Here is a 23,706-nt window from a genome sequence, read left to right as displayed (position 1 = left end):
GTCGCGCCATGAGCTACACCATCGATATTATCTCCTGCATCACCGACCGCTTCGTTGAGCTGACCGCCACCGAAAAGCGCATCGCGCAGTTTATTCTGGACGATGTGCAAACCGCCGCGGCGCTGCCCATTTCGGAAATGGCGCGCCAGACGCAAACCAGCCAGGCATCGATAACCCGCTTTGCCCGCGCCATCGGCTGCAAGGACGTACGAGAACTGAAGGTCAAACTCGCCCAGTCGCTGGCGGTGGGGCAGCGCTTTATTCTCGATGTCCCTGACCTCGAAGGCGTGCAGGGGATCTACGAAACCATCATCAACGTGCTGGATATCAATCGCCGCGCGCTAAACCCGGAGTCACTCAACAAGGCCGTGACCTGGCTTAGCAATGCACGGCAAATCCTGGCGCTGGGCATGGGCGGCGGATCAACCATTTGCGCGCAGGAGTTACAGTTTCGTCTCTTTCGCCTGGGCCTGCCGGTCGTCAGTCAGAGCGATGGCCTGCTGGCGAGAATGATGGCGGCGTCGGTGGCCTCCAACGATGTGGTGGTGGCGCTATCGTTGGGAGGTTACACGCCGGAAGTGGTGGAGAGCGCGGCCATTGCCCGCCAGTACGGCGCAAAGATCATCGCCATTACCCCGCAGGGAACACCGCTCGCCGAGCAGGCGGACATCGTGCTGCCGCTGATTATTCGAGAAAACGACTACATTTTTAAGCCGAGCACTTCGCGTTACGCCATGCTGGCGATGATTGATGTGCTGGCCACCGAACTGGCGATGGCCAACAAGAGCCAGGCGAAAGACCGACTGCGCCGCATCAAGCTGGCGCTGGACAGCCATCGCGGCGGGGCAGACAGGCAGCCGCTCGGCGATTAAGCCCGGTCGGCGCGGTAGCAGGTCACGTCCACTTCAACTTTACAGTCCACCACCAGGTCCGCCACGCAGCACACGCGGGCCGGCGGGTGGTCGCCGAAGAATTCCCGGAACACTTTATTGAAGGACTGGAAGTAGCGGGCATCAGTCAGATAGACCTTCACGTGTACCACGTCAGCGAGGGTGTAGCCCGCTTCGGTCATGATATCCACGCAGTTTTGAATCGCCAGCCGCGACTGGTCGACAATCCCGCCTTCAACCACTTCGCCGTCTTTCATCGGCGTCTGGCCGGACACATACAGCCACCCGGCCGCTTCGACGGCTTTGGCAAAAGGCAGGGGCTGCCCGCCGGTACCTGTGCTGCCGCCCACGCCATAACGTTTAATGCTCATCATTGCTCCTTGTTGATCGGTTTACCCTCACCCTAACCCTCTCCCTGAAAGGGAGAGGGGACAAACGTCCAGTCCAGAACCCGATCTCCCCTCTGGGGAGAGGAGACAAACGTCCAGTCCAGAACCCGATCTCCCCTCTGGGGAGAGGAGACAAACGTCCAGCCCGGAAACTCTTTCCCCCTCTCCCCTCAGGGGAGAGGAGACAACCGTCTAGCCCGGGAACGCTTTCCCCCTCTCCCCTCTGGGGAGAGGGCCGGGGTGAGGGGCTAAATTTATACTCACTTCTGGCGACGCAAGAACCGCCCCGCACGACCAGTCACCTTCTGCTCGAGCCCGTAACTCATCACGCCGTTCACCATCACCGCTTCAATACCCGCCGCAGGCTGCTTCGGGTTACTAAAGCTCGCGACGTCGCGCACGGTCAGCGGATCGAACAACACCAGGTCAGCATAATAACCGCGCTTCACCAGGCCGCGATCGGGCAACTGAAAACGCGCCGCTGACATCCCCGTCATCTTGTGTACCGCCTGTGTCAGCGGGAAAAGCTTCTCGTCACGGCTGTAGTGCCCTAGCACGCGCGGGAATGTGCCCCACAGGCGAGGATGCGGCATCGGGTCGTTCGGCAGCCCGTCTGATCCCACCATTGTCGCCGGATAGCGCAGCACGCGCCGTACGTCCTGCTCGTCCATGTTGTAGTAAATCGCGCCCGCAGGCATCAGTAATTTTCCCGCTTCGTGAAGTGACATCGACCAGTCAGCCGCAATTTGCTTCAGCGACCGCCCGGCGACCTCCGGGTGCGGCTCAGACCAGGTAATCACGATCTCGAACTCGTCGGTGATCTGTTTCATATCCAGCGTTGAAGAGCTGGCGGAATACGGATAGCAGTCGCAGGAGACATCCTGCTGCTCGCGCACCTTATCGAACAGTTTCAGCGTTTCAACCGTGCGGCCCCAGTTTTTCGCCCCGGCGCATTTGTGGTGCGACACCACAACCGGCACATTCCCGTGGCGGCCAATGCGGAAAGCCTCATCCAGCGCCTCCAGAATCGGCTCAAACTCGGAGCGCAAATGGGTGGTGTAAATCCCCTTCTCCGCCGCCAGTTCTTCCGCCAACGCCATCACTTCTTCGGTGGTGGACTGGAACGCGCTGGCATAGGCCAGGCCGGTGCTCAGCCCCAGTGCCCCCTGCTGCAGCGCCTGCTTTAGCTGGCCGCGCATGGCGAGAATCTCCGCTTCCGTCGCCGGGCGGAACAAATCATCCATCTGGTTATTGCGCAGCGCGGTATGGCCAATCAGCGTGCCCACGTTAATGGCCGGGCGAGCCTGCTCCACGGCATGGGCGTACGCTTCGACGGTGGGATAAACAAACTGGTGCGCCTCGCCCAGCAGATTCATTGGATCGGGTACCAGAGTTTTAATTGTGGCCCCCGCCGCGCTGATGCCGCAGTTGCCAACGATCACCGTGGTAATGCCCTGGCTAATCTTCGGCAGATATTCAGGAAAACGAATCACGTTAATATCGTCATGCGTATGAACATCAATAAACCCCGGCGCTAATACCCGCCCGCTACCGTCGATCTCATGCACGGCCTCGCCGGAAATCCCCGGCGCAATCTCAGCGATTCGGTCACCCTGCACCGCCACATCAGCCAGGTATTCCGCGCCGCCGGAGCCGTCAATCACGGTGACATTCCTGAAGAGATAATCGAACTTCATCTGCGCCTCACGCCAGTCATAATCTGCGTGCAAGTTAACCATTTACAAGCCATAAAAACAGTGAAAAACTAAACAAAACCCTTGCAAATCAATGATACTTTTATTCATAAAACTTAAGATCATTGAATAATTTATATAAATAACATCAAGTTAAAATTGATACTTAATCTGAAAGAAAGAATAATCCCGGAGGAAATACGTTATGAAATACCAGGAAATTAACCTCGTACCCCATAAGTCCGCCCTCATGCATTCCCCTGCCAATGTCCTCAACGAAGACGTCTGTCTGCCCGCCGCGCTGATCAAAAAATCTGCTTTGAAAAACAACATCCGGTGGATGCAGGCCTACGCCGATGCACGCGGCGTTTCGCTGGCGCCACACGGCAAAACCACCATGACGCCGTGGATCTTCCAGCAGCAGCAAAAAGCGGGCGCGTGGGCCATCGGCGTCGGCAGCGCATGGCAAGCGAGCATCGCGATGTCCGCGGGCATTGAGCGTGTGCTGATGGTTAACCAACTGGTGGGCAAAGCGAACATCACGCTGGTGTCGCAGTTGAAGCATAAACATACCGCCGTCGACTACATCTGCTGCGTGGACAGCGAAGCAAACGCCCGTACCCTGTCAGACTTTTTTAGCCAGCAGGGGCAAACCCTCGACGTGCTGATTGAGCTTGGCGTACCCGGAGGCCGCTGCGGCTGCCGCAGTACAGAACAAGCGCTGGCGCTGGCGAAATTGGTGGCAGAATTACCCGGCCTGAATTTACGCGGCCTGGAGCTGTACGAAGGCGTGCTGCACGGTGAAAATCCGCAGCCGAAAATAGAAGCGCTGCTGCAAGAGGCGGCCGCGTTAGCCTGCCAGATGGAACGCTATGTTGATGGAGAATTCCTGCTCACTGGCGCAGGTTCAGTCTGGTACGACGTGGTGTGCAATATCTGGCTCGCCGCAGAAAAACCGGCCAACTGCCGGATTGCGATCCGCCCAGGCTGCTACATCACCCACGACGGCGGTATTTATCAGGAAGCCCAAGATCAGCTGATGGCGCGCGATCGGATCGCCTGCGATCTCGGCGGCGACCTGGTTTCCGCCCTGGAACTGGCGGCAATGGTGCAATCAGTGCCGGAAAGCGACCGGGCGATTGTGAATTTTGGCAAGCGCGACAGCGCGTTTGATGCCGGCCTGCCGCAGCCAATAGCCCACTATCGCCATGGCAAGCCGCTGGCTTCGCCGTCGGAAACCATCGAAGCCACCGGGATTATGGATCAGCATGCGATGTTGAAACTCAAGCCAGGCGCGGACGTGCAGGTTGGGGATATTCTGGTGTTCAGCACTTCTCACCCGTGCCTGACGTTTGATAAGTGGAAGGCGCTGCTGCTGGTGGACGACGAATATAACGTGCTGGATGAGTTAGAGACGGCGTTCTAGGTTGTTACCCTCACCCTAACCCTCTCCCTGGAAGGGAGAGGGGATAAAAAGGCTCTCAGTTGCCTGCTTCCCCCTCTCCCCTCTGGGGAGAGGGCCGGGGTGAGGGGCTACGGGGCCACAGAAAATTTACTTAGCCTCAGCCAGCGCCTTAGCCCTCTCCTCTTCTTCCTTCTGCTGAAGCTCGGTTTCCAGCATCTTCTTCTCATACACCTTAAAGAACGGGTAATAGATCGCCAGCGAAATAAAGAAGCAGATAAACACCAGCCCACAGGCAATCAGGTTCCAGTTGGTGGTGATCAGCGCCCCGAGCGGCGCCGGAACGGTAAACGGCGGCTTCACCATCATCCGAGGGATCAGCCCGCTAATGGTGAACAGATACACCACCACGGTATTCACCATCGGTGCCAGAATAAACGGGATCGCGAGGATCGGATTCATCACGATCGGCGCACCGAAAATCATTGGCTCATTGATGTTAAACAGCCCAGGGATAAACGACAGCTTGCCCAGTTGCTTCAGGTAGATAACGCGGGAGCGAATAAACAGCACCACCAGCGCAAGCGTTGACCCGGTGCCGCCCATCTGCGCATACCACTGGAAGAACTGCTCGGTGAAAATGTTCGGCAGCTCATAGGCGCTCACGCCGGACTGGAACAGCTCCATATTCTGCACAATGGCCTGATCCCACAGCGGGCGGATCAGCGGCCCCATCACGGCATGGCCGTGGATCCCCAGCACCCAGAACACGTCGATAAAGAACTGGGTCACAATCCCGCCAAACAGGTTGGTGCCGGTCATAAAGCCCTTCAGCGGCATAATGATGTAGCTGATAATGGCGTTGATATCGATGTTCAGGAAGTGGCGCGGGATCCAGAATACCAGCACCACGGCAAGCGTCGGGAACAGCGCCGAAAACGAGCTGGCGACCACTGGCGGCACGCCCGCGGGCATTTTGATTTCGATGTTGCGGACTTTGATAAAGCGGTAAATCTCAATGGCAATCAGCGAAGAGATAATCGCGCCAAACAGCCCCTGAGAACTCAGCGAAGTGATGGGGATGTAGCGCCCCGCCACCGCTTCACCCGCCACGGTCACGCCCTGCTTGATGTTCACCGGCACAATCATCAGCAGCGTCGCCAGCATCGCCAGCAGGCCGCTGGTAATGTCATTCAGCTTGTAGCTTTTGCCGAGGAACGAGCCGATGGTAAACGCGGCATACAGTGACATCAGCCCGACGGTAAAGCGGAACGGTACATCCAGCATATCGCGCCACGGCGCAATAAAATCCATATAGCCCTTAATCGGGATGTTCAGCAAAATCACGAAGAAAGAGCCGACGATGGTCAGCGGCAGGATCGAAATAAGCCCGTTGCGAATCGCCTGCATATGCCGCTGGTTGCCAATCGCGTTCGCCACCGGCATCAGCTTGTCGGCTAACTTATCAAAGCTCGACATGGTCAGCCTCCTCAAAACCATTGTGCTCAATCACGGTACGGAACCAGCGCCCGGACTTTTTCAGCGAACGCTGCTGGGTGGCTAAATCCAGCCGGTAGAAGCCGTAGCGGTTTTTATAGGCGTTCTGCCACGACCAGCAGTCGATGAAGGTCCACATCTGGTAGCCCAGGCATTGGCTGCCCTCCGCCATCGCTTTGTGCAGCCAGGCCAAATGTTCCTGAAGAAACTCGATGCGGTAATCATCCTGCACTTCGCCGTCCACCATGAACTGCTCTTCGTCCATAATGCCGATGCCGTTCTCGGAGACGAACCACGGCAGGTTGCCGTAACGCTCTTTCACCAGCATGGCGATGTCGTACAGCGCAGGCGGGTAAATCTCGATCCCGCGCGAGGTATTCATCCGCCGCCCCGGCATCACGTACTCTTCAAAAAAGCGCTCCGGCACAAAACCGTGGGGTTCTTCGAGCAGCGTCTCACGCGCTTTGACCCGGCGCGGGCGATAATAGTTGATGCCCAGTAAATCGACGTGAGTCGCGGCAATCAGCTCGCAGTCACCTGGCAATATTTTTGGCAGCACATCGTATTCTTTCAGCAGCGCCACCAGCTCGGCAGGGTAGCGCCCAAGCAGCATCGGTTCGTTTATGCTGCGCGTGTAGAACAGGTCGGCCATTTCTGCTGCGCGCAAATCTTCCGGGCTGTCGCTGCGCGGGTAGACGGGAATGACATCCATGATGATGCCAATCTGCCCCTCAAGATTCAGCTCGCGCCAGGCGGCAACCGCTTTGCAGTGGGCGATAACAATGTGGTGCAGCACCTGAGCCGCACGACGGAAATCCGTCACGTAAGGGTAATGGCGAGGATGCAGATAGCCCGCTTCGGCGGGAATAAGCGGCTCATTGAAGGTAAACCAGTAGCGCACCCGATCGCCGAACAGACGGTAGCAAATTGCCGCGTAACGAGCGAAAGCATCCACCACTTCCCGGTTTTCAAACCCGCCTTTTGCCTGCACTGCCATCGGCATATCAAAATGGTAGAGGTTGATAAAAGGCTCAATGCCCTGGCGGATCAGCTCGTCAATCACATCGTTATAAAACTGCACGGCCTGAGGATTAACTTCTCCGTCGCCGTCGGGGATCAGGCGGGACCAGGAGATCGACGTGCGGAATGAATTCAGACCAATGTTTTTCGCCAGCTGAATGTCTTCCCGCCAGCGCTGATAAAACGTAGAGGTCTCGTCGGAGGTGACGCCGTTGTAAAAACGGCCATTAAACTCATGCGAGGCGAAATCCCAGATATTATCGCCTTTGCCATCGCCCTCAACTCGCCCCTCTGACTGCGTGGCGCTGGTCGCCGTACCCCACCAAAATTTTTCAGGAAAGCGGTATTTCATACAGCCCCCTATTTAGCAGTTTTCAGCAGCGACAGCGCGTGATCCAGTACCTTGTCACCCTGCATGGAGCCGTAATGCATCATGTCGATGGCCGCCACCGGAACGCCGTGAGGTGCCGCCGCCGCGCTGAGGTTTTGCAGCTGAAATTTCACCTGCGGCCCGAGGAGGATAACGTCGGCCTCATCGATAATCTGGTCGAAATCGGACACCGGCACGGCGGTAATTTCCACCGCCACATCACGGCTTTGCGCGGACTGCTTCATTCTTTCCACTAACATGCTGGTGGACATCCCCGCAGCACAGCATAAGAAGATTTTTTTCATCACTTTTCCCTCAGAGAATCAATGCAGTGTCCGCGATATGCGGCCAAATATATTCTGGGTAGCGGTGAAAAAAGCCACAAGTGAGGGGCGGCACAGATTTGCTTTTAGCGGCTGGTACTTTTGACTAATGAACGCCAGGAAACACATTAAAAGTGATAATAAACAGACTGATAAGAATGTTACTTTTCTGATGGCGTTCGTCTTTTAGTGCGGTTTTATTGATGAGAATGGTGCAGCGGTCACAGGCAGAAGTTCATCTTAATCGTGCGTCATCCCCTCACCCCGGCCCTCTCCCAGAGGGAGAGGGGGAAAAGAAGTACCAGAGAACAAGGTTTATTCCCTCCCCACAGCCAAATGGGAACGGCAGCTTTGTTTATCCCCTCTCCCTTCCAGAGAGAGCGGGAAAACAAGCGCCAGAGAACGTAGGCTATCCGCTCTCCCCACAGCCAAATGGGAACAGCAGCTTTGTTTATCCCTTCTCCCTTCCAGGGAGAGCGGGAAAACAAGCGCCAGAGAACGTAGGCTATTCCCTCTCCCCACAGCCACATGGAAAAGCAGCTTTGTTTATCCCCTCTCCCTTCCAGGGAGAGGGTTAGGGTGAGGGTGAAGGTAAAAAGCTACAAACTCCCCACACCACCGTCGACCAAAAGGTCCGTGCCTACCACAAAGGCGGATTCGTCAGACGCCAGGAACACGGCGGCTTTTGCCAGTTCCAGCGCCGTGCCGAGACGCCCAATCGGCACAAGATCGCGGATCGCTTCCCGCAGCGTGTCGGCGGCTACGCCATTGCCCAGTTTGCCCAGCGCCGGGGTTTCCGTCGGGCCTGGGCTCAGGCCGTTCACCCGAATCCCACGCGGGTGCAGCTCCCCGGAAAGCGTACGAGCCAGAGAAAGGAGCCCTGCTTTGCTCGCGGCGTAGGCGTTGGTCTGCGGCAGACCGATACGCGCGCTGACCGAGCCGCACACAATCACCGAAGAAGGGTTAGCCAGCTGCGGGAGCAGCGCCTGGATCAGGAAAAACGGGCCCTTGAGATTGATGTTCATCAGCCGGTCATACGCCTGTTCGTCCCAGTCTTCCAGCGAGTGGTGCGTCACATCCCCCGCATTGATGTAGAGCACATCCAGCCTTGGCCAGAGCTGCTTCAACTCTACCGCCACCGCACGCTGCCCGGCGATATCGCCCGCATCGCTTTTAATCAGGTGCACATTGCCCAAAACCTCTTTGGCTGCCTGTAGCCCCTGCTCGCTGCGCCCGGTGATCGCCACCGTTGCGCCCTCGGCAATAAACTGCCGCGCCGTTTCAAGCCCAATGCCGCTGGTGCCGCCGGTTATCAAGGCGTATTTGCCGTCAAGTCTGCCCATCGTCGTGTCCTAATAAAGGGTTGGTGAGGGCATTATTTCCGCTATAGTATCCTTTGGATAGTAGGCACCAAATGGATACTAACGAACCACAAAGGGCGCATTAGCGTGTACCGGGAGCCAGCATGACAAAAAATTTTTCAATCCTGCCACCGGCGGGCAGCGACTGCCCGATGGTGAATTTTGTGAACCTTATTTCAGGCAAATGGGCCATTCCGATTCTGTACCGCCTGATCCTGCTCAACGATCCGGTGCGGTTTAGCGACCTGCAGCGGGCGGTCAGCCCTATTACGCAGAAAGAGCTCACCCGCCAGCTTCGTCAATTTGAAGCTCGCGGCCTGGTGGTGAGGCAAGTTTTTGCGGAAGTCCCGCCGCGCGTGGAATATCAGATCACCGCGCTCGGTAAGTCTCTGCGCCCAACGCTGGATTCACTCGCCGAATGGATGAGGGAGAATGTCGGTGAGATGGAGCTGTCTCTTCCCTGAGAACGCTAAATCAGTTAGCCAAAAACTTCGTCGACCAGCGCGCTGCCGAGGCGCATGGCCGAACAAATACGCGGCATCCCCAGCGCCACGCCCTGCCAGCTCTGAGTGACCGAGTAACAGATCGGCTGACGTTCGATGTCGCAGCCGTCGCCAAGCCAGGTTAAAGCGTCTTTATGCTCCAGCAAACCCGGAGACGTTGGCGTAGCCAGCCAGTCATGGAAATAATGGCGGGTGCGGGGGGAGGCGTTCACTTCTTCCGCCAGACGGCTGATGGCGAGGCTGCGAACATGCTCAATCAACGCCTCCGCCTGTTCCGCCGTCCCCAGACGAACGGCATCGCCAAAGGTCCCCCAGCGCAGCTCTTCCAGCGCGACGTAGCAACGCGCCGCCGGAGAGAACGAAAAATAGTGCCCACTGCGCCAGCGGGAAAAAATCTGCTCGCTGTGGACCATGCCCTGACGAACAAGATCGCTGTGCTGAAACTCATCTTCCAGCCGGGTTAGCCGCTGAGAAAAGTGCTCGCGCAGGGCCTGAAGCCGCTCACGAGCCGCTGGCGAATGGTGCGCCGTGCGGGCAGAAACCGGCTCTAGCTGGGCAATTCTCTCGCTTATCTGGCTGTTGGCTAAGTAGCTTTTGGCCAGGTCTGCCGACAGCTGGCCAAGGCTTATCAACGACGCGTCAAGCTCGTCCTGCGGCGGTACCCCGGCTATCCCGGCCTGCCGCCGGGCCACAACGACAAACAGCGCCAAAAGCTGCTCATAAAACGCCTGGCTTTGCGGGCTGCCCCACGGCTGGCGGGCGACATCAATCCCCATGGCAAAATCGACGACAAATTTTTCGCTAAGACAGCTGAGGGTTCTTATTGGCCCTTCCATTAATACACTGCTCATCATTGCTCCGCTGAGAAAAGCGTCTGGATATCATCGCGCAACAGGCGGGTATCCTCGTGAATGTAACGTGCCGTTCTGACACTCTGTTCCAGCTTGCTCTGGAGAGAAAACAGCACGCTGTCGTTCTGCTGCTTCGCGGAAAGACTCTGGCGTAAATTGCTGTGAATAGCATCCAATACGCCGGCAAAATCAGCGAAAAACGTCGCCATCCCGGCCGTGACGGAAATATCCACCTGCGCGGTAATGGCCTGGTTTATCTGGCCCAGGAACGTCGACACATGGTCATGCAGTTTTTGCTGTAACTTCTCCAGGTCAATCACGTAGCGGCTATGGGTGGCCGCGTAATCTTCCCAGCCCCAGTCCACGCCGTTTAGCCAGCGCGCCAGCACGCCCCGCATTCCGTTTTGCGGCTGCATTGCCGACATCGTCACTTCCTGGTTTTCGATAACGTTGGTGAACGCCGAGTGGGTATTAAAATTAAGCTGGCTGGCCTGGAACGCAGGCAGGCTGATTTGGGCGCGGAACCCGGCCACTTTCAGGCCGTCGCTCACCCGCTGCTCAATAGGTTTCAACGCCGACTGCAGCGTATAGCTCAGGCTCGCCTCAAGGTTACTGAGCAGCGCCCCAAGCTCTCCGCTTAGCGTCTGCTGTGCGGCAAATAAAATGCTTTCACTGGACGCGCGAACCTTGTGCAGCAGGGTGCGGGCCGTCGCTTCATCTTCCCCCATCAGCTTGTCGCTGCCCGGCGAAAAATCCACGTGACGCGTTAATGTGTGCGGGTATAGCTGATGTAGCTTCTCTGCGCCCAGCCGCCCTTCCCGGAAATAGGTTTTCAGGTCGCTATGAATCTGAGTTTCAAAGCGCTGCACAAAATCGCCTATGCCGGCGAGGGCATCGCTGACCTGCCGCTGAATCACCGTGCTCACCGACTGCTGAGTCTGCAGCAACAGCTGAATATCCTGCTCCAGCTGCCGAATATTCTCCAGCAGGCTGTCGTTGGCCACCTGCAACCCCTGGCAGCGGAAACTCAGGTAACGCTCAGCGCCCTCGGCATAATCCAGCAGCTTGTGGCACGCCGCGCGCAGCGTGTACAGAGAAGCGTTAGCGTGCGCAGTATGCAGGATGGTCTCAATCGGTGACTCAAACATAGAGTCTTCCCACAGCAAGTCCGCCGCGTGGCGCAGGTGCTCAATATCGGCCAAATCCGCGCTGCGCCAGCGCCGACCTAATGCTGCTTCCGCAAAATCCTGCACCCAGCGCTGCTCTTCGGGGTCGGGTAAACGGCCATGCGTGGCCAGCTCATAGCGGGCGCGGTTAGCAAGGTAGCCCCACATACTCGACACCGGGAACACGTTTTCCGGCGCGATGCTGTCCTTCATCAGCGTCCCGGCAATCATCGCCTTCACCTGAGCGGCATCGTCGCCGTTGCGATCCTTCTGATCGAACTTGTTCACTAGCGCATACAGCGGCACCGATTTACTGACGCCGAGCACCGCCTCGCGGACTTCTTCGTCGGAGATGGACTTGAGCTGCGTATAGTCCATCACCGCCAGCACGGCGGAAGCCTGCGCCAGCTGCTCTTTCAGCATCTTTTGCAGGTGCGGCTGCCCCGCTTCGTTCGGTCCAGGCGTGTCCAGCAGCGTCAGCTGGCCGTGGCCATTTTTGAGGCCGGCCAGATGCACAAATTCCACCTCAATGACCGGCACATGCTCAATAGCGGCGTAGGCTTTGAAGGGGAAAGCCACATCCAGCACCCGGCACAGACGCACCAGATCGTTCAGGCTCTTCAGGCAGTGGAAAATAGGCTGCGCGCCGAGGTAGTGGCGCTCAAAGCCTTTGCCGTTGGCGATCCGGGCGATAAGCGCCTCCATATCCCGGTCCACTTCCAGCTTGCGCGCCAGCGCTTCCCGGCTGGTGATCAGCAGTTTCTCCTGCAACTCCCCCATCAGGCTTTCTATCGGCTGCACATAGGGAAAATGCAGCACCGGCTCGCGCTGGCCCGGCGTGTGGCGGATCAGCGTCGGCAACGCCGTCATGGGCCGGTTGCGGTTTGGCAGAACCTCCGTACCGACAATGGCATTAATGGTGGTCGACTTCCCCGCCTTCATGGTGCCGACAATCGCCAGAACCATTTCATGTTGGGTTATTTTACGCCTTTCGTTTTGCAGCATATCTTTCTGCAGTTCGATGCCGCGTGGGCTAAATTTCAATGGATGTACCGTCGCCACAGGGTTCGCTAAAGCGCTATTTTGTTCATTTTGCAAAGCCAGCGGAGCGACTTTTAAAGCGTTAAGGTTTTGCAACGCTAATTGCAAAAGCCGCTCGGCTTCCTGACTCAGTTCAAAAATAGTTTGTGTGTGCATAAAAAATCTTTCCTTAACTCAAATTACCCGGTTTTATGACCGCCACCGTTTAGTTGTAATCATGGCAATACCGGTTTTTATAATTACGTGAGGGAAATAATTTATTAATTAACATTACACCATGCCGCGATCCTGGCTTTTAAGTCGCTCTGCCAGACCTGCGGAGAAATAATGGTGAGATGCGGTATCCAATACTGCACCAGCGGAAATAATTGTTCTGGCGAAGCAATATGACTCGCCAGGAGTAACTCTCCGTTATCAAGCTCTCTGACGGTTTTTTGAAAAGGTAAAAGCTTGCGCTGTTTAAAATGTTCAGCCGCCTGCGCGGAAACCTGTAAAAGCACTTCCGTTTTTACCCTTTCCCCACCAGGATCATCCCGATCGTCAAATAATGGATAAAAAATAGCTTTACGCTGTGGGCTATTTTCATATTCATACCCTACAACCAATAAATCTGGAATAGCGCGTAGCGTAATATATTGATTATGGCTCTTTATGTCGTACCACGGATAAAACGCAGCAAGCCCTACGCGTTTAGTAATGCGTAACAGGTCGTTTACGTTAAACTGTCCTTTTAAATGCGAAGAGAGACGCTTTTTCCCCTCGCCGACGTCCTCCAGAATAGCACCAAGCCGGTTCAAATCACGATACGCAGTTCGCATATCTACATCAAAACGCTGGCGGATAATATCAGCGGAAAGGGTTTCCCCCTGATAAAGACTTAAGACGATTTCGGCCAGTCGATCTGCAACTTTTACTTTCGCGCCTTTCATTCTCATCGGTTCCTGCCTCTGTATCGGTACATCCATAGGCCCAACCATACCCCTGTCAAGTGACAGGAGGTGTCAGCGCAATACGCTTTTTTTTATTTTTTCAAACAGGTATAGCGCAGCAGCCCATGCTGGCAGACTTGCTCGAAGCGAAGTGAAACTAAGTTAAATTAGCCTTATTTAACGGCAATTAAAGCCTGAACTTTAAGTTAAATTTGGTGCTTATTTCTTTGAATGAAAGGTTTTTTGCACTTTATGGCGGCCAGAAAGCCCGCCGGGCATAGGTTTACGGCAATAATCCCTGCAAATGTAGGGATTTGATGTATAATCTCAGCACTTTTTTGCGATTCAGCATATTTTTACGGCCAAATCGCTATTTTTCATTACTTTATCTCACCTTGAGGATCAGATAATGCAACTCCCTCATTGCCCGAAGTGCAATTCCGAATACACCTACGAAGACAACGGCATGCTGATTTGCCCGGAGTGCGCTCATGAATGGAACCCGGCCGCGGCGAGCGAAGAAGACGCAGCCCTGGTGGTAAAAGATGCCAACGGCAACCTGCTGGTCGACGGCGACAGCGTCACCGTGGTGAAAGATTTGAAGGTCAAAGGCAGCTCTTCGATGTTAAAGATCGGCACCAAAGTGAAGAACATTCGCCTGGTAGAGGGCGATCACAATATCGACTGTAAAATCGACGGTTTTGGCCCAATGAAGCTGAAGTCCGAGTTTGTGAAAAAGAACTGATCCCCTCCGGCAGGCGGCTCTGCTGCCTGCCCCGCCTGGCTTACCTCTCCCGCACAACCTACACTTCTTCTGCACTCTCCTTACAGAGGATTCGGTTATGTTTTTAGGATCCTACATCTCATTAAACGGCCGCTGCGCGGAGGCGATCGCCTTTTATCAGCAGGTTTTAGGCGCTGAGCTGACATACAAAATCACCTTCGGTGAAATGCCCAAAGAGGCGAAGAATACAGAAGGTTGCAGCGGCGAGACCGAATATGCCGACGACAGCATCATGCATGCCTGTTTGCGGGTGACTGGCGGTGCCCTGATGATGACCGACGCCAGCATGAGCGGAGAAAAACCCCAATACACTGGTTTTTCGCTCTGCCTGGTAAGCGCTCATTTAGAAGAGGGTAAACGCTGGTTTGACGGGCTGGCTGCGGGCGGCAGCGTGACCATGCCGTGGGGCGAAACCTTCTGGGCAAAAGGCTATGGTTCACTGACGGATAAGTTCGGCATTCCGTGGATGGTCAACGTCGAAAGATAAAGCGCTATATTCAATTATTCTTTTTGGGCTCGCTATTCCGGGCCCTTTATTTTTATGACCGATTAAAAACTCAAGCAAATCAATGCAACTTATACATTCATTTTTTTGATACTATTTCACTATTCCTTTTCAAAGAATTTATTCATGACAAAAAGAGTCAACCTGCCAGGAGGCGTTCGGCATAAGCGATAAATTAATTAATCCTAATCTAACCCTATTATTTCAGTAATAAGGGAATATATTTAAAGAGAAACAACACCTGGATATAGAATATATTCATCAATCAATGGCAAGCACAACGGGTAAAAATTGCCTACGGGTGATTGTCCTGCCCTTACCCTTTTACTCCCCGCCCTCTCCCCGTTTTTTAGCGAAAACAAAGCAACTCTCTGATTCCTCGAAAAACAGGGTTGTGTGCTGACCGCAAACTTCAACTCTTCATCGTACAGAAACCAATCATTAACAAAACCGTCACTTTCCCCCGGCACCATGAGGCAACTTTTGAAGGAGGCCCGTGATGCAAACGACTCTTCACCTCATCAAGCAAAACCCATGCACAGCCCAGCAGCCGCGCGTGCGCATTCGCTTTATCTGATTTGAGAGGCTTTGACTGTTATGCACTTGTCCAGACATCCGACCAGTTACCCAACCCGCTATCAGGAGATAGCCGCCCGGCTCGAGCAGGAGCTGCGCAACAACTACCGCTGCGGCGACTATCTGCCTGCCGAAACACAGCTGGCCGCCTACTACGAAGTCAACCGCCACACGCTGCGCCGCGCCATTGACGAACTGGTCAACAAAGGCTGGGTGCAGCGCCGCCAGGGCGTCGGCGTCCTGGTACTAATGCGTCCGTTTGATTACCCACTGAACGCACAGGCACGCTTTAGCCAGAACCTGTTGGATCAGGGCAGCCATCCAACCAGTGAGCGCCTGCTGGCGGTGATTCGCCCGGCCTCTCAGGACGTGGCGGATGCGCTGGGGCTGGCCGAGGGGGACAACGTTATCCACCTGCGCACCCTCCGTCGGGTAAACGGCATCGCGGTGTGCATCATCGACCACTACTTCGCCGAGCAGGCCTGGTGGCCCGCGCTGCAAACCTTCAGCCAGGGATCGCTACACGATTTCCTCCAGGCCGAGTTAGGCATTGCCCTGACCCGCGCCCAAACCCGCATCAGCGCTCGTCGTTCCCAGGCCAAAGAGAGCCGCCTGCTGGAAATCCCCAACATGGCGCCGCTGCTCTGTGTTCGCACCCTTAACCACCGTGAAGGCGAGGCCAGGCCGACGGAGTACTCCGTCAGCCTGACCCGTGCCGACATGATTGAATTCACCATGGAGCACTAAATGGACACCAGCCATTTCAACACCGAACAGCGCCGCGAGTGGATGGCGGTGCTGTCACACAGCCAACCGCAGGAGCTTCTTGAGCGCTGGCACAGCCTGAACATTCAGGCGGATTACACGCTTATTCGCGCGCCGGAAATCGGCCTGGTTCAGGTGCAGGCCCGCATGGGCAGCACCGGCCAACGCTTTTTCACCGGCGACGCCACGCTGACCCGCTCGGTAGTCAAACTGGCGAGCGGCACCTACGGCTACAGCTACCTGCTTGGCCGCGACAAACAGCACGCCGAATGTTGTGCAGTGATCGACGCCCTGATGCAGGAAACCACGCATTTTCACACGCTACAAGAAACCTTAATCGCACCGCTGGCGGCCAACCGCGAACAACGCCTTGCCGCTCGCCGTGCAGAAGTTAACAGCAGCCGCGTGGACTTCTTCACGCTGGTACGCGGAGACAACGCATGACTTTAATGACCGCTTTTACCCTTCCGGTGCAGGATGCCCAGCAGAGTTTTCGTCGCCTGCTCAAAGCGATGAGCGAGCCGGGCGTGATTGTTGCGCTGACCTCGCTCCAGCAGGGCTGGCTACCGCTGAACGTAGCGACCACCAGCGTACTGCTAACGCTGGCCGATAACGACACGCCGGTGTGGATCGACGCCACGTTGGGCAACGATATTGCCGCGCAGAACATTCGTTTTCATACCAATGCGCCGCTGTGCGAACAGCCTGACCACGCGCAGTTCGCCGTCGCCAGCGACGCTATCTCTTCCGAACAGCTGAACCTGCTGGCTCAGGGCTGCGACATCGCCCCCGATACCAGCGCGACGCTGATTCTTCAGGTGTCCAGCCTGAGCGGCGGCCGCATGCTTCGTCTGACCGGCGCGGGCATCAACGAAGAACGCATGATCGCCCCGCAGCTGCCGGAATGCGTCCTGCACGAACTGACCGAACGCCCGCACCCGTTCCCGCTGGGCATTGACCTGATTTTGACCTGTGGCGATCGCCTGCTGGCTATCCCGCGGACCACCCACGTGGAGGTGTGCTGATGTACGTTGCCGTCAAAGGGGGCGAGAAGGCAATCTCCGCCGCCCACGCCCTGCAGGAGCGCAACCGACGCGGCGATGAAACGCTGAAAGAGCTTAGCGTCGCGCAGATTGAGCAACAGCTTGGCCTTGCCGTTGACCGCGTAATGACGGAAGGCGGCATCGCCGACCGGGAACTCGCCGCGCTGGCCATCAAGCAAGCCAGCGGCGACATGATCGAAGCAATTTTCCTGCTGCGTGCTTACCGCACCACGCTGCCTCGTCTTGCCGTGAGCGAGCCGCTGAACACCGCCGAAATGCGCCTCGAGCGCCGTATCTCCGCCGTTTATAAAGACGTCCCTGGCGGCCAACTGCTGGGCCCAACCTACGACTACACGCACCGCCTGCTGGACTTCACGCTGCTGGCTAACGGCGAAGTCCCTGACGCCGAACCGGCCGACGAGCAAAGCGCTCCGGCTCCGCATGTGTTCAGCATGCTGGCGAAGCAGGGTCTGGCCAAAGTCGAAGAGGACGACGGCGCGCAGCCGGACGACATCACCCGCAACCCGCCGGTTTATCCGTGCTCACGCTCTTCGCGTCTGCAACAACTGGTCCGCGGTGACGAAGGCTACCTGCTGGCCCTCGCCTACTCCACCCAGCGCGGATACGGGCGCAACCACCCGTTTGCCGCCGAGATCCGCAGCGGCTATGTAGATATCGAAATTGTGCCGGAAGAGCTGGGTTTTGCAGTGAACATCGGTGAACTGCTGATGACCGAATGCGAAATGGTGAACGGTTTTGTTGCCCCGGCAGACGAACCGCCGCACTTCACCCGCGGCTATGGCCTGGCGTTTGGCATGAGCGAGCGCAAAACCATGGCGATGGCGCTGGTTGACCGTGCGCTGCAGGCGCCCGACTACGACGAAAACGTCGCTGGCCCGGCGCAGGACGAAGAGTTCGTGTTATCTCACGCGGATAACGTGGAAGCGGCAGGCTTTGTGTCCCACCTCAAACTGCCTCATTACGTGGATTTCCAGGCCGAACTGGAGCTGCTTAACCGCCTGATAAAGGAGCGAGCCAATGGCTAACCTGAGCGGCTATAACTTTGCCTATCTGGACGAGCAAACCAAACGCATGATCCGCCGCGCAATGCTAAAAGCGGTGGCGATTCCAGGTTACCAGGTGCCGTTTGGCGGGCGCGAAATGCCGATGCCTTACGGCTGGGGCACCGGCGGCATTCAGTTGACCGCCAGCCTGATTGGCGAGTCTGACGTGCTGAAGGTGATTGACCAGGGCGCGGACGACACCACCAACGCCGTGTCGATCCGCAACTTCTTCAAGCGGGTGACCGGCGTGAACACCACCGAACGCACCGAAGACGCGACGCTGGTGCAGACCCGCCACCGCATCCCGGAAACGCCGCTGGTGGAAGATCAGATCCTGATTTATCAGGTACCGATCCCTGAGCCACTGCGCTTTATCGAACCGCGCGAAACGGAAACCCGCACCATGCACGCGCTGGAAGAGTACGGCGTGATGCAGGTGAAATTGTACGAAGATATCGCCCGCTTCGGCCACATCTCCACCACCTACGCCTACCCGGTGAAGGTGAACGATCGCTACGTGATGGACCCGTCGCCGATCCCGAAATTCGATAACCCAAAAATGCACATGTCCCCTGCGCTGCAGCTGTTCGGCGCCGGACGCGAAAAACGCATTTACGCCGTGCCGCCGTTTACCCGCGTAGAGAGTCTCGACTTTGACGATCATCCCTTCCAGGTTCAGGAATGGGAAGAGCCGTGCGCGATTTGTGGGTCACGCCACAGCTACCTTGATGAAGTGGTGCTCGACGACGCGGGCAACCGCATGTTCGTCTGCTCCGATACCGACTACTGCCGCCAGAACAGTGAGGCCTCTCAGTCATGACCAGCCCGTTACTCTCGGTGAATAACCTCACCCACCTCTATGCGCCCGGCAAAGGCTTTATGGACGTGTCATTTGACCTCTGGCCCGGGGAAGTACTGGGCATTGTGGGCGAGTCCGGCTCCGGCAAAACGACGCTGCTGAAAGCCATTTCCGCCCGCCTTGCGCCGCAGGAAGGGGAAGTGATTTACCTCGACCGCTCGCTGTACGACATGTCGGAAGGCGAACGCCGCCGCCTGCTGCGCACCGAATGGGGCGTGGTTCACCAGCATCCGATGGACGGCCTGCGCCGCCACGTTTCTGCCGGGGGCAACATCGGCGAGCGTCTGATGGCCACCGGGGCGCGCCACTACGGTGACATTCGCGCCACCGCCCAGCGTTGGCTGGAAGAAGTTGAGATTCCGTCGGCCCGCATTGACGACCTGCCGACCACGTTTTCCGGCGGGATGCAGCAGCGCCTGCAAATCGCCCGCAACCTGGTCACCCATCCGAAACTGGTGTTTATGGATGAACCGACTGGCGGGCTGGATGTTTCCGTGCAGGCGCGCCTGCTCGATCTGCTGCGCGGTCTGGTGGTGGAGCTGAACCTGGCCGTGGTGATTGTGACCCACGATCTGGGCGTGGCTCGCCTGCTGGCCGACCGCCTGCTGGTGATGAAACAGGGCAAAGTGGTGGAAAGTGGGCTGACCGACCGCGTGCTGGACGACCCGCATCACCCGTATACCCAGCTTTTGGTGTCCTCCGTCCTTCAGAATTAGGTACTCGCTATGACCAGAATACGGGTTGAAAACCTGAGCAAAACCTTTGTCCTGCACCATCAGCACGGCATCCGTCTGCCGGTGCTGGCCAACGCCTCGCTGGAAGTCAAAGGCGGTGAATGCGTGGTGCTGCACGGCCACTCCGGCAGCGGGAAATCCACCCTGCTGCGCTCGCTCTATGCCAACTATTTGCCGGATGAAGGACACATCTGGGTTAAGCACGCCGACGAATGGATCGACATCGTGCAGGCCCCGGCGCGCGAAGTGCTGGCGGTGCGTCGCCAGACCATCGGCTGGGTGAGCCAGTTCCTGCGCGTTATCCCGCGTATTTCCGCGCTCGAAGTCGTCATGCAGCCGTTGCTGGATTTGGGCGTGCCGCGCGAAGAGTGCGAGGCAAAAGCCGCGAGCCTGCTGACCCGACTCAACGTGCCGGAGCGCCTGTGGCATCTGGCCCCGTCGACTTTCTCCGGCGGCGAGCAGCAGCGCGTGAACATCGCCCGCGGCTTTATTGTTGATTACCCCATTTTACTGCTTGATGAGCCCACCGCCTCGCTGGACGCCAAAAACAGCGCCGCCGTGGTGGCTTTGATTCAGGAAGCAAAAGCGCGTGGAGCGGCCATTGTCGGCATCTTCCACGATGAAGCTGTACGTGAACAGGTGGCCGACCGCCTGCATACGATGTCCGCGATGGAGCCCCAACATGATTATCAATAATGTTCGCCTGGTGCTGGAAGAAGAAGTGGTCAGTGGCTCACTGGAAGTGGCCGACGGTGTGATTCGCAACTTTGCCGAGACCCAAAGCCAGCTGCCGGGCGCACACGACGGCGGTGGCGGCTGGCTGCTGCCGGGGCTGATTGAGCTGCACACCGACAACCTGGATAAATTCTTTACCCCACGGCCAAAGGTTGACTGGCCGGCACACTCCGCCATGAGCAGCCACGACGCGCTGATGGTGGCAAGCGGCATCACCACCGTGCTGGATGCCGTTGCCATCGGCGACGTGCGCGACGGCGGCGACCGCCTGGAAAACCTCGAAAAAATGATCAACGCCGTGGAGGATACGCAAAAGCGTGGCCTTAACCGCGCCGAACACCGCCTGCACCTGCGCTGCGAGCTGCCGCATCACACCACGCTGCCGCTGTTCGACAAGCTGGTTGACCGCGAACTGGTCTCCCTCGTTTCGCTGATGGACCACTCGCCGGGCCAGCGCCAGTACGCGGAACTGTCCAAATACCGCGACTACTATCAGGGCAAATACCATCTCACCAACGAGCAGATGGATCGCTTTGAAGAAGAGCAGCTGACGCTGGCGGCCCGCTGGTCGCAGCCAAACCGCCAGGCCATTGCCGCCCGCTGCCGCGACCGCAATATCGCCCTCGCCAGCCATGACGATGCGACGACCGCCCATGTGGTGGAGTCCCATGAAATCGGCAGCGTGATCGCCGAATTCCCGACCACGGAAGAAGCCGCCGAAGCTTCTCGCCGCCACGGCATGAGCGTGCTGATGGGCGCGCCAAACATCGTGCGCGGCGGCTCTCACTCCGGCAACGTGGCGGCCAGCCACCTTGCTCAGGCCGGTCTGCTGGATATCCTTTCCTCAGATTATTACCCGGCGAGCCTGCTGGATGCGGCTTTCCGCGTGGCGAACGACGACAGCAACAGCTTTACGCTGGCGCAGGCGATTCACCTGGTGACTCGCAACCCGGCACGGGCGCTGAACCTGACCGACCGGGGAACACTGGCGGAAGGTAAACGAGCGGATTTGGTGCTGGCACACATGCACGGCGACCATATCCATGTCGATCACGTCTGGCGCCAGGGAATTCGGGTGTTCTGATGAGTAAACTAATCTGGCTGATGGGCCCGTCCGGCTCCGGCAAAGACAGCCTGCTGAGCGCCCTGCGCCAGCAGGAGCACGCCAGGCTGTTGGTGGCGCACCGGTACATTACCCGCGCCGCCGACGCAGGCTGCGAGAACCACATTGCGCTGAGCGCAAACGAGTTTGAGCAGCGCCAGCAGCTGGGGTTGTTTGCTCTGAGCTGGCAGGCGCACGAGCACTCCTACGGTGTCGGCGTGGAAATGGATATATGGCTCGAAGCCGGATTTGACGTGGTGGTGAACGGCTCGCGCCAGCACCTGAAGCAGGCGCGGGAACGTTATGGCGATGGGCTGGTGCCCATCTGCCTGCAGGTTTCCCCGGACGTGCTGCGCCAGCGGCTGGAACAGCGCGGGCGGGAAAACGCAGAGCAAATCGAGCAGCGGCTGCAGCGGGCCGCGCTTTACTCGCCAGAGGGAGGCGATTGCCTGATACTCAACAACGACGTGAGTCTGATACAGTCTGCCGCATTGTTTATGCGGCTGTTAGCCCAGCACCGCTCGAACGTTATCCCTCTTCACCGCAAGGAGCCCCGCCATGTCTGATGTTGTTAAGTTAAAAGCTGCCGCTATCGAAGACAGCGACACCGTTTACCGCATGATTTGCGAGCTAAAACAGGCTCAGGCCGACCGCCCCGGCTTTAACGCCTGCTTCACGGAGAATCTGCGTGACCCAAATATCTTTTATCAACTGGCGTGGTTAGGGAACAAAGCCGTGGGGATGATTAGCCTCCACCTGCAATACCACCTGCATCACGCCCGCCGCATCGGCGAGATCCAGGAACTGGTGGTGCTGGAAGAAGCACGCGGCCACGGCGTCGGTAAACAGCTGCTCGCCTGGGCAGAAGAAAAAGCGCGTAAAGCCGATGCAGAGCTGACGGAGCTTTCGACCAGCACCAGCCGCAAAGACGCCCATCGTTTTTACGAGCGTGAAGGCTACCGCGCCACCCATATCCGCTTTACCAAACCGGTGGAGACACCTGATGACGCTCACGCTAACGCTTAGCGGCACCGGCGGGGCGCAGCTTGTCCCGGCCTGGGGCTGCCGCTGCGCCGCCTGTTCACGGGCGCGAACCAACCCGGTCCACCGTCGACGCCCGTGCAGCGCGGTGCTCAAGTATAACGATGCGATTACGCTGATAGACGCGGGACTGCCCGACCTGATGGACAGCTGGCAGCCGGGGGATTTTCAGCAGTTTTTACTCACCCACTACCATATGGATCATGTCCAGGGCCTCTTTCCGCTGCGCTGGGGAGTGGGCGAGAAAATCCCGGTTTACGGCCCGCCGGATGAGCAGGGCTGCGATGATCTGTTCAAGCACCCAGGCCTGCTGGACTTTAGCCATACCGTCGATCCGTTTGTCGCCTTCACCCTCCAGGCGCTGCGCGTCACGCCACTGCCGCTCCTGCACTCAAAGCTGACGTTTGGCTATCTGTTTGAAACGGCGTACAGCCGACTGGCCTGGCTAAGTGATACCGCGGGGCTGCCGGACAAAACCCTGAAGTTTCTGGCCGCCAACCGCCCGGAAGTGGTGGTGATAGATTGCAGCCGTGAACCCCGGCCTGACACGCCAAAAAATCATTGCGACCTAACCACAGTGATCGCACTGAACGAGCAGATTGGCAGTCCGCGAGTCGTGCTGACCCACATCAGCCACCAGTTTGATGCATGGCTGATGCACAACGTATTGCCTGAGGGGTTTGAAGCGGGTTTTGACGGCATGGAGATCGTGCTGGACTAGCGATCGTCATCGTCCTGCAGGCGGCTCTCTTCATCATCCAGCTGCTGGCGCTCGCGGTCTAGCTGGTTCTGGCGCTCATCAAGACTACGACGCCTGTCTTCCAACTGGCGGTAACGGGCGTCGTCCTGGCGGCTGAGCCGGCGCTGATCCGCCGGATCGTCATTGTCATCATGATAAACGCGGTCGCCACCCGGCTTGTAGGCATCGCTAAACGCCTGCTGGATATTGCCAATTGCGTCATCAATCACGTCGGCCTGCGCGAACGGCGAGGCCAGGTAAAGCGTGCCGAGCAGCAGCGCGGCGGCATAAGATTTCATCGGTCAGTCTCCGGGATGGACTGG

The 23,706-nt window shown here is 57.5% G+C and carries 26 protein-coding genes; 16 read left to right on the top strand and 10 right to left on the bottom strand.

Translation table 11 applies throughout. The features are described from left to right. Window positions 1-8 precede the first annotated feature (8 nt). The gene (locus B9Y90_RS11705) at window positions 9-872 is read left to right on the top strand and encodes a MurR/RpiR family transcriptional regulator (RefSeq protein WP_008453334.1); all 864 of its coding nucleotides are present in this window, start codon (window positions 9-11) and stop codon (window positions 870-872) included. Here B9Y90_RS11705 and B9Y90_RS11700 read toward each other — a convergent pair. Beyond that, window positions 869-1,261 (bottom strand): RidA family protein, encoded by a 393-nt coding sequence (locus tag B9Y90_RS11700; RefSeq protein ID WP_039289455.1) that lies wholly within the window; start codon window positions 1,259-1,261, stop codon window positions 869-871. The two genes, B9Y90_RS11705 and B9Y90_RS11700, sit on opposite strands and share 4 nt — an antisense overlap. Window positions 1,262-1,539: 278 nt before the next feature. Beyond that, complete coding sequence (locus B9Y90_RS11695; RefSeq protein ID WP_085541350.1) at window positions 1,540-2,976, bottom strand: N-acyl-D-amino-acid deacylase family protein; 1,437 nt, start codon at window positions 2,974-2,976, stop codon at window positions 1,540-1,542. A gap of 202 nt (window positions 2,977-3,178) precedes the next feature. On the opposite strand from B9Y90_RS11695, the gene B9Y90_RS11690 reads away from it, so the two are divergent. Next, window positions 3,179-4,399, top strand: a complete 1,221-nt coding sequence (locus B9Y90_RS11690; protein WP_085541324.1) for an amino acid deaminase — start codon at window positions 3,179-3,181, stop codon at window positions 4,397-4,399. A 126-nt stretch (window positions 4,400-4,525) separates the two neighbouring features. On the opposite strand, the gene B9Y90_RS11685 is transcribed toward B9Y90_RS11690, so the two are convergent. The 4 genes from B9Y90_RS11685 to B9Y90_RS11665 form a co-directional block, all read right to left on the bottom strand. Beyond that, entirely contained in the window at window positions 4,526-5,854 is a 1,329-nt protein-coding gene (locus B9Y90_RS11685; RefSeq protein ID WP_085541323.1) for a PTS sugar transporter subunit IIC, read from the bottom strand. Continuing rightward, on the bottom strand, window positions 5,841-7,244 hold the full coding sequence (locus tag B9Y90_RS11680) for a glycoside hydrolase family 1 protein (RefSeq protein WP_085541322.1): 1,404 nt from the start codon (window positions 7,242-7,244) through the stop codon (window positions 5,841-5,843). The genes B9Y90_RS11685 and B9Y90_RS11680 overlap by 14 nt, the downstream gene beginning before the upstream one ends. A gap of 8 nt (window positions 7,245-7,252) precedes the next feature. Continuing rightward, window positions 7,253-7,567, bottom strand: a complete 315-nt coding sequence (locus tag B9Y90_RS11675) for a PTS sugar transporter subunit IIB (RefSeq protein ID WP_039289446.1) — start codon at window positions 7,565-7,567, stop codon at window positions 7,253-7,255. A 617-nt stretch (window positions 7,568-8,184) separates the two neighbouring features. After that, the gene (locus B9Y90_RS11665) at window positions 8,185-8,928 is read right to left on the bottom strand and encodes an SDR family oxidoreductase (RefSeq protein ID WP_085541320.1); all 744 of its coding nucleotides are present in this window, start codon (window positions 8,926-8,928) and stop codon (window positions 8,185-8,187) included. Window positions 8,929-9,050: 122 nt separating this feature from the next. Between B9Y90_RS11665 and B9Y90_RS11660 the strand changes: the two genes are divergently transcribed. Continuing rightward, window positions 9,051-9,410 (top strand): winged helix-turn-helix transcriptional regulator, encoded by a 360-nt coding sequence (locus B9Y90_RS11660; protein WP_085541319.1) that lies wholly within the window; start codon window positions 9,051-9,053, stop codon window positions 9,408-9,410. A gap of 14 nt (window positions 9,411-9,424) precedes the next feature. On the opposite strand, the gene B9Y90_RS11655 is transcribed toward B9Y90_RS11660, so the two are convergent. From B9Y90_RS11655 to B9Y90_RS11645, 3 genes are all read right to left on the bottom strand, one after another. Beyond that, entirely contained in the window at window positions 9,425-10,300 is an 876-nt protein-coding gene (locus B9Y90_RS11655) for a YjcZ-like family protein (protein WP_254902695.1), read from the bottom strand. Continuing rightward, complete coding sequence (gene crfC, locus B9Y90_RS11650) at window positions 10,300-12,663, bottom strand: clamp-binding protein CrfC (protein WP_085541318.1); 2,364 nt, start codon at window positions 12,661-12,663, stop codon at window positions 10,300-10,302. The genes B9Y90_RS11655 and crfC overlap by 1 nt, the downstream gene beginning before the upstream one ends. A 104-nt stretch (window positions 12,664-12,767) precedes the next feature. Then, window positions 12,768-13,436: a WYL domain-containing protein gene (locus B9Y90_RS11645; protein WP_008455708.1), complete on the bottom strand. Its 669-nt coding sequence runs from the start codon at window positions 13,434-13,436 to the stop codon at window positions 12,768-12,770. A gap of 409 nt (window positions 13,437-13,845) precedes the next feature. Here B9Y90_RS11645 and B9Y90_RS11640 point away from each other — a divergent pair, with 409 nt between their 5' ends. The 13 genes from B9Y90_RS11640 to phnP all read left to right on the top strand — a co-directional run bounded on the left by B9Y90_RS11640 (window position 13,846) and on the right by phnP (window position 23,365). Further along, window positions 13,846-14,181 (top strand): zinc ribbon domain-containing protein YjdM, encoded by a 336-nt coding sequence (locus B9Y90_RS11640; protein WP_039289439.1) that lies wholly within the window; start codon window positions 13,846-13,848, stop codon window positions 14,179-14,181. 97 nt (window positions 14,182-14,278) lie between these two features. Continuing rightward, window positions 14,279-14,707, top strand: coding sequence for a VOC family metalloprotein YjdN (yjdN, locus tag B9Y90_RS11635; protein WP_085541317.1), 429 nt, complete (start codon window positions 14,279-14,281; stop codon window positions 14,705-14,707). 615 nt (window positions 14,708-15,322) lie between these two features. Next, window positions 15,323-16,048 (top strand): phosphonate metabolism transcriptional regulator PhnF, encoded by a 726-nt coding sequence (phnF, locus tag B9Y90_RS11630; RefSeq protein WP_085541316.1) that lies wholly within the window; start codon window positions 15,323-15,325, stop codon window positions 16,046-16,048. Beyond that, window positions 16,049-16,510, top strand: coding sequence for a phosphonate C-P lyase system protein PhnG (gene phnG, locus B9Y90_RS11625; protein ID WP_085541315.1), 462 nt, complete (start codon window positions 16,049-16,051; stop codon window positions 16,508-16,510). After that, complete coding sequence (phnH, locus tag B9Y90_RS11620; protein ID WP_008455719.1) at window positions 16,507-17,091, top strand: phosphonate C-P lyase system protein PhnH; 585 nt, start codon at window positions 16,507-16,509, stop codon at window positions 17,089-17,091. The genes phnG and phnH overlap by 4 nt, the downstream gene beginning before the upstream one ends. After that, entirely contained in the window at window positions 17,091-18,155 is a 1,065-nt protein-coding gene (locus B9Y90_RS11615) for a carbon-phosphorus lyase complex subunit (RefSeq protein ID WP_039289432.1), read from the top strand. Before phnH ends, B9Y90_RS11615 begins: the two co-directional genes overlap by 1 nt. After that, entirely contained in the window at window positions 18,148-18,993 is an 846-nt protein-coding gene (locus B9Y90_RS11610) for an alpha-D-ribose 1-methylphosphonate 5-phosphate C-P-lyase PhnJ (RefSeq protein WP_008455722.1), read from the top strand. The genes B9Y90_RS11615 and B9Y90_RS11610 overlap by 8 nt, the downstream gene beginning before the upstream one ends. Then, complete coding sequence (phnK, locus tag B9Y90_RS11605; RefSeq protein ID WP_008455724.1) at window positions 18,990-19,748, top strand: phosphonate C-P lyase system protein PhnK; 759 nt, start codon at window positions 18,990-18,992, stop codon at window positions 19,746-19,748. The genes B9Y90_RS11610 and phnK overlap by 4 nt, the downstream gene beginning before the upstream one ends. 9 nt (window positions 19,749-19,757) lie before the next feature. Continuing rightward, on the top strand, window positions 19,758-20,462 hold the full coding sequence (gene phnL / locus B9Y90_RS11600; protein WP_039299599.1) for a phosphonate C-P lyase system protein PhnL: 705 nt from the start codon (window positions 19,758-19,760) through the stop codon (window positions 20,460-20,462). Continuing rightward, entirely contained in the window at window positions 20,449-21,585 is a 1,137-nt protein-coding gene (gene phnM / locus B9Y90_RS11595) for an alpha-D-ribose 1-methylphosphonate 5-triphosphate diphosphatase (protein WP_085541314.1), read from the top strand. Before phnL ends, phnM begins: the two co-directional genes overlap by 14 nt. Next, window positions 21,582-22,169: a ribose 1,5-bisphosphokinase gene (phnN, locus tag B9Y90_RS11590; protein ID WP_254902697.1), complete on the top strand. Its 588-nt coding sequence runs from the start codon at window positions 21,582-21,584 to the stop codon at window positions 22,167-22,169. Before phnM ends, phnN begins: the two co-directional genes overlap by 4 nt. Beyond that, window positions 22,162-22,629 carry an aminoalkylphosphonate N-acetyltransferase gene (gene phnO, locus B9Y90_RS11585; RefSeq protein WP_039289423.1) on the top strand — a complete coding sequence of 156 codons (468 nt, stop codon included), beginning with the start codon at window positions 22,162-22,164 and terminating at the stop codon, window positions 22,627-22,629. The genes phnN and phnO overlap by 8 nt, the downstream gene beginning before the upstream one ends. Then, entirely contained in the window at window positions 22,607-23,365 is a 759-nt protein-coding gene (phnP, locus tag B9Y90_RS11580) for a phosphonate metabolism protein PhnP (RefSeq protein ID WP_085541312.1), read from the top strand. Before phnO ends, phnP begins: the two co-directional genes overlap by 23 nt. Here the strand turns inward: phnP and yjdP are convergent. Next, on the bottom strand, window positions 23,362-23,682 hold the full coding sequence (gene yjdP / locus B9Y90_RS11575; protein WP_039289419.1) for a DDRRRQL repeat protein YjdP: 321 nt from the start codon (window positions 23,680-23,682) through the stop codon (window positions 23,362-23,364). The genes phnP and yjdP overlap by 4 nt on opposite strands. Between the last annotated feature and the right edge of the window lie 24 nt (window positions 23,683-23,706).

Source organism: Cedecea sp. NFIX57, assembly GCF_900177785.1.
Classification (GTDB): Bacteria; Pseudomonadota; Gammaproteobacteria; order Enterobacterales; family Enterobacteriaceae; genus Cedecea; species Cedecea neteri_C.
The sequence above is the reverse complement of the archived record's forward strand: the minus strand, read 5'-3'. Positions and strand labels throughout refer to the sequence as shown.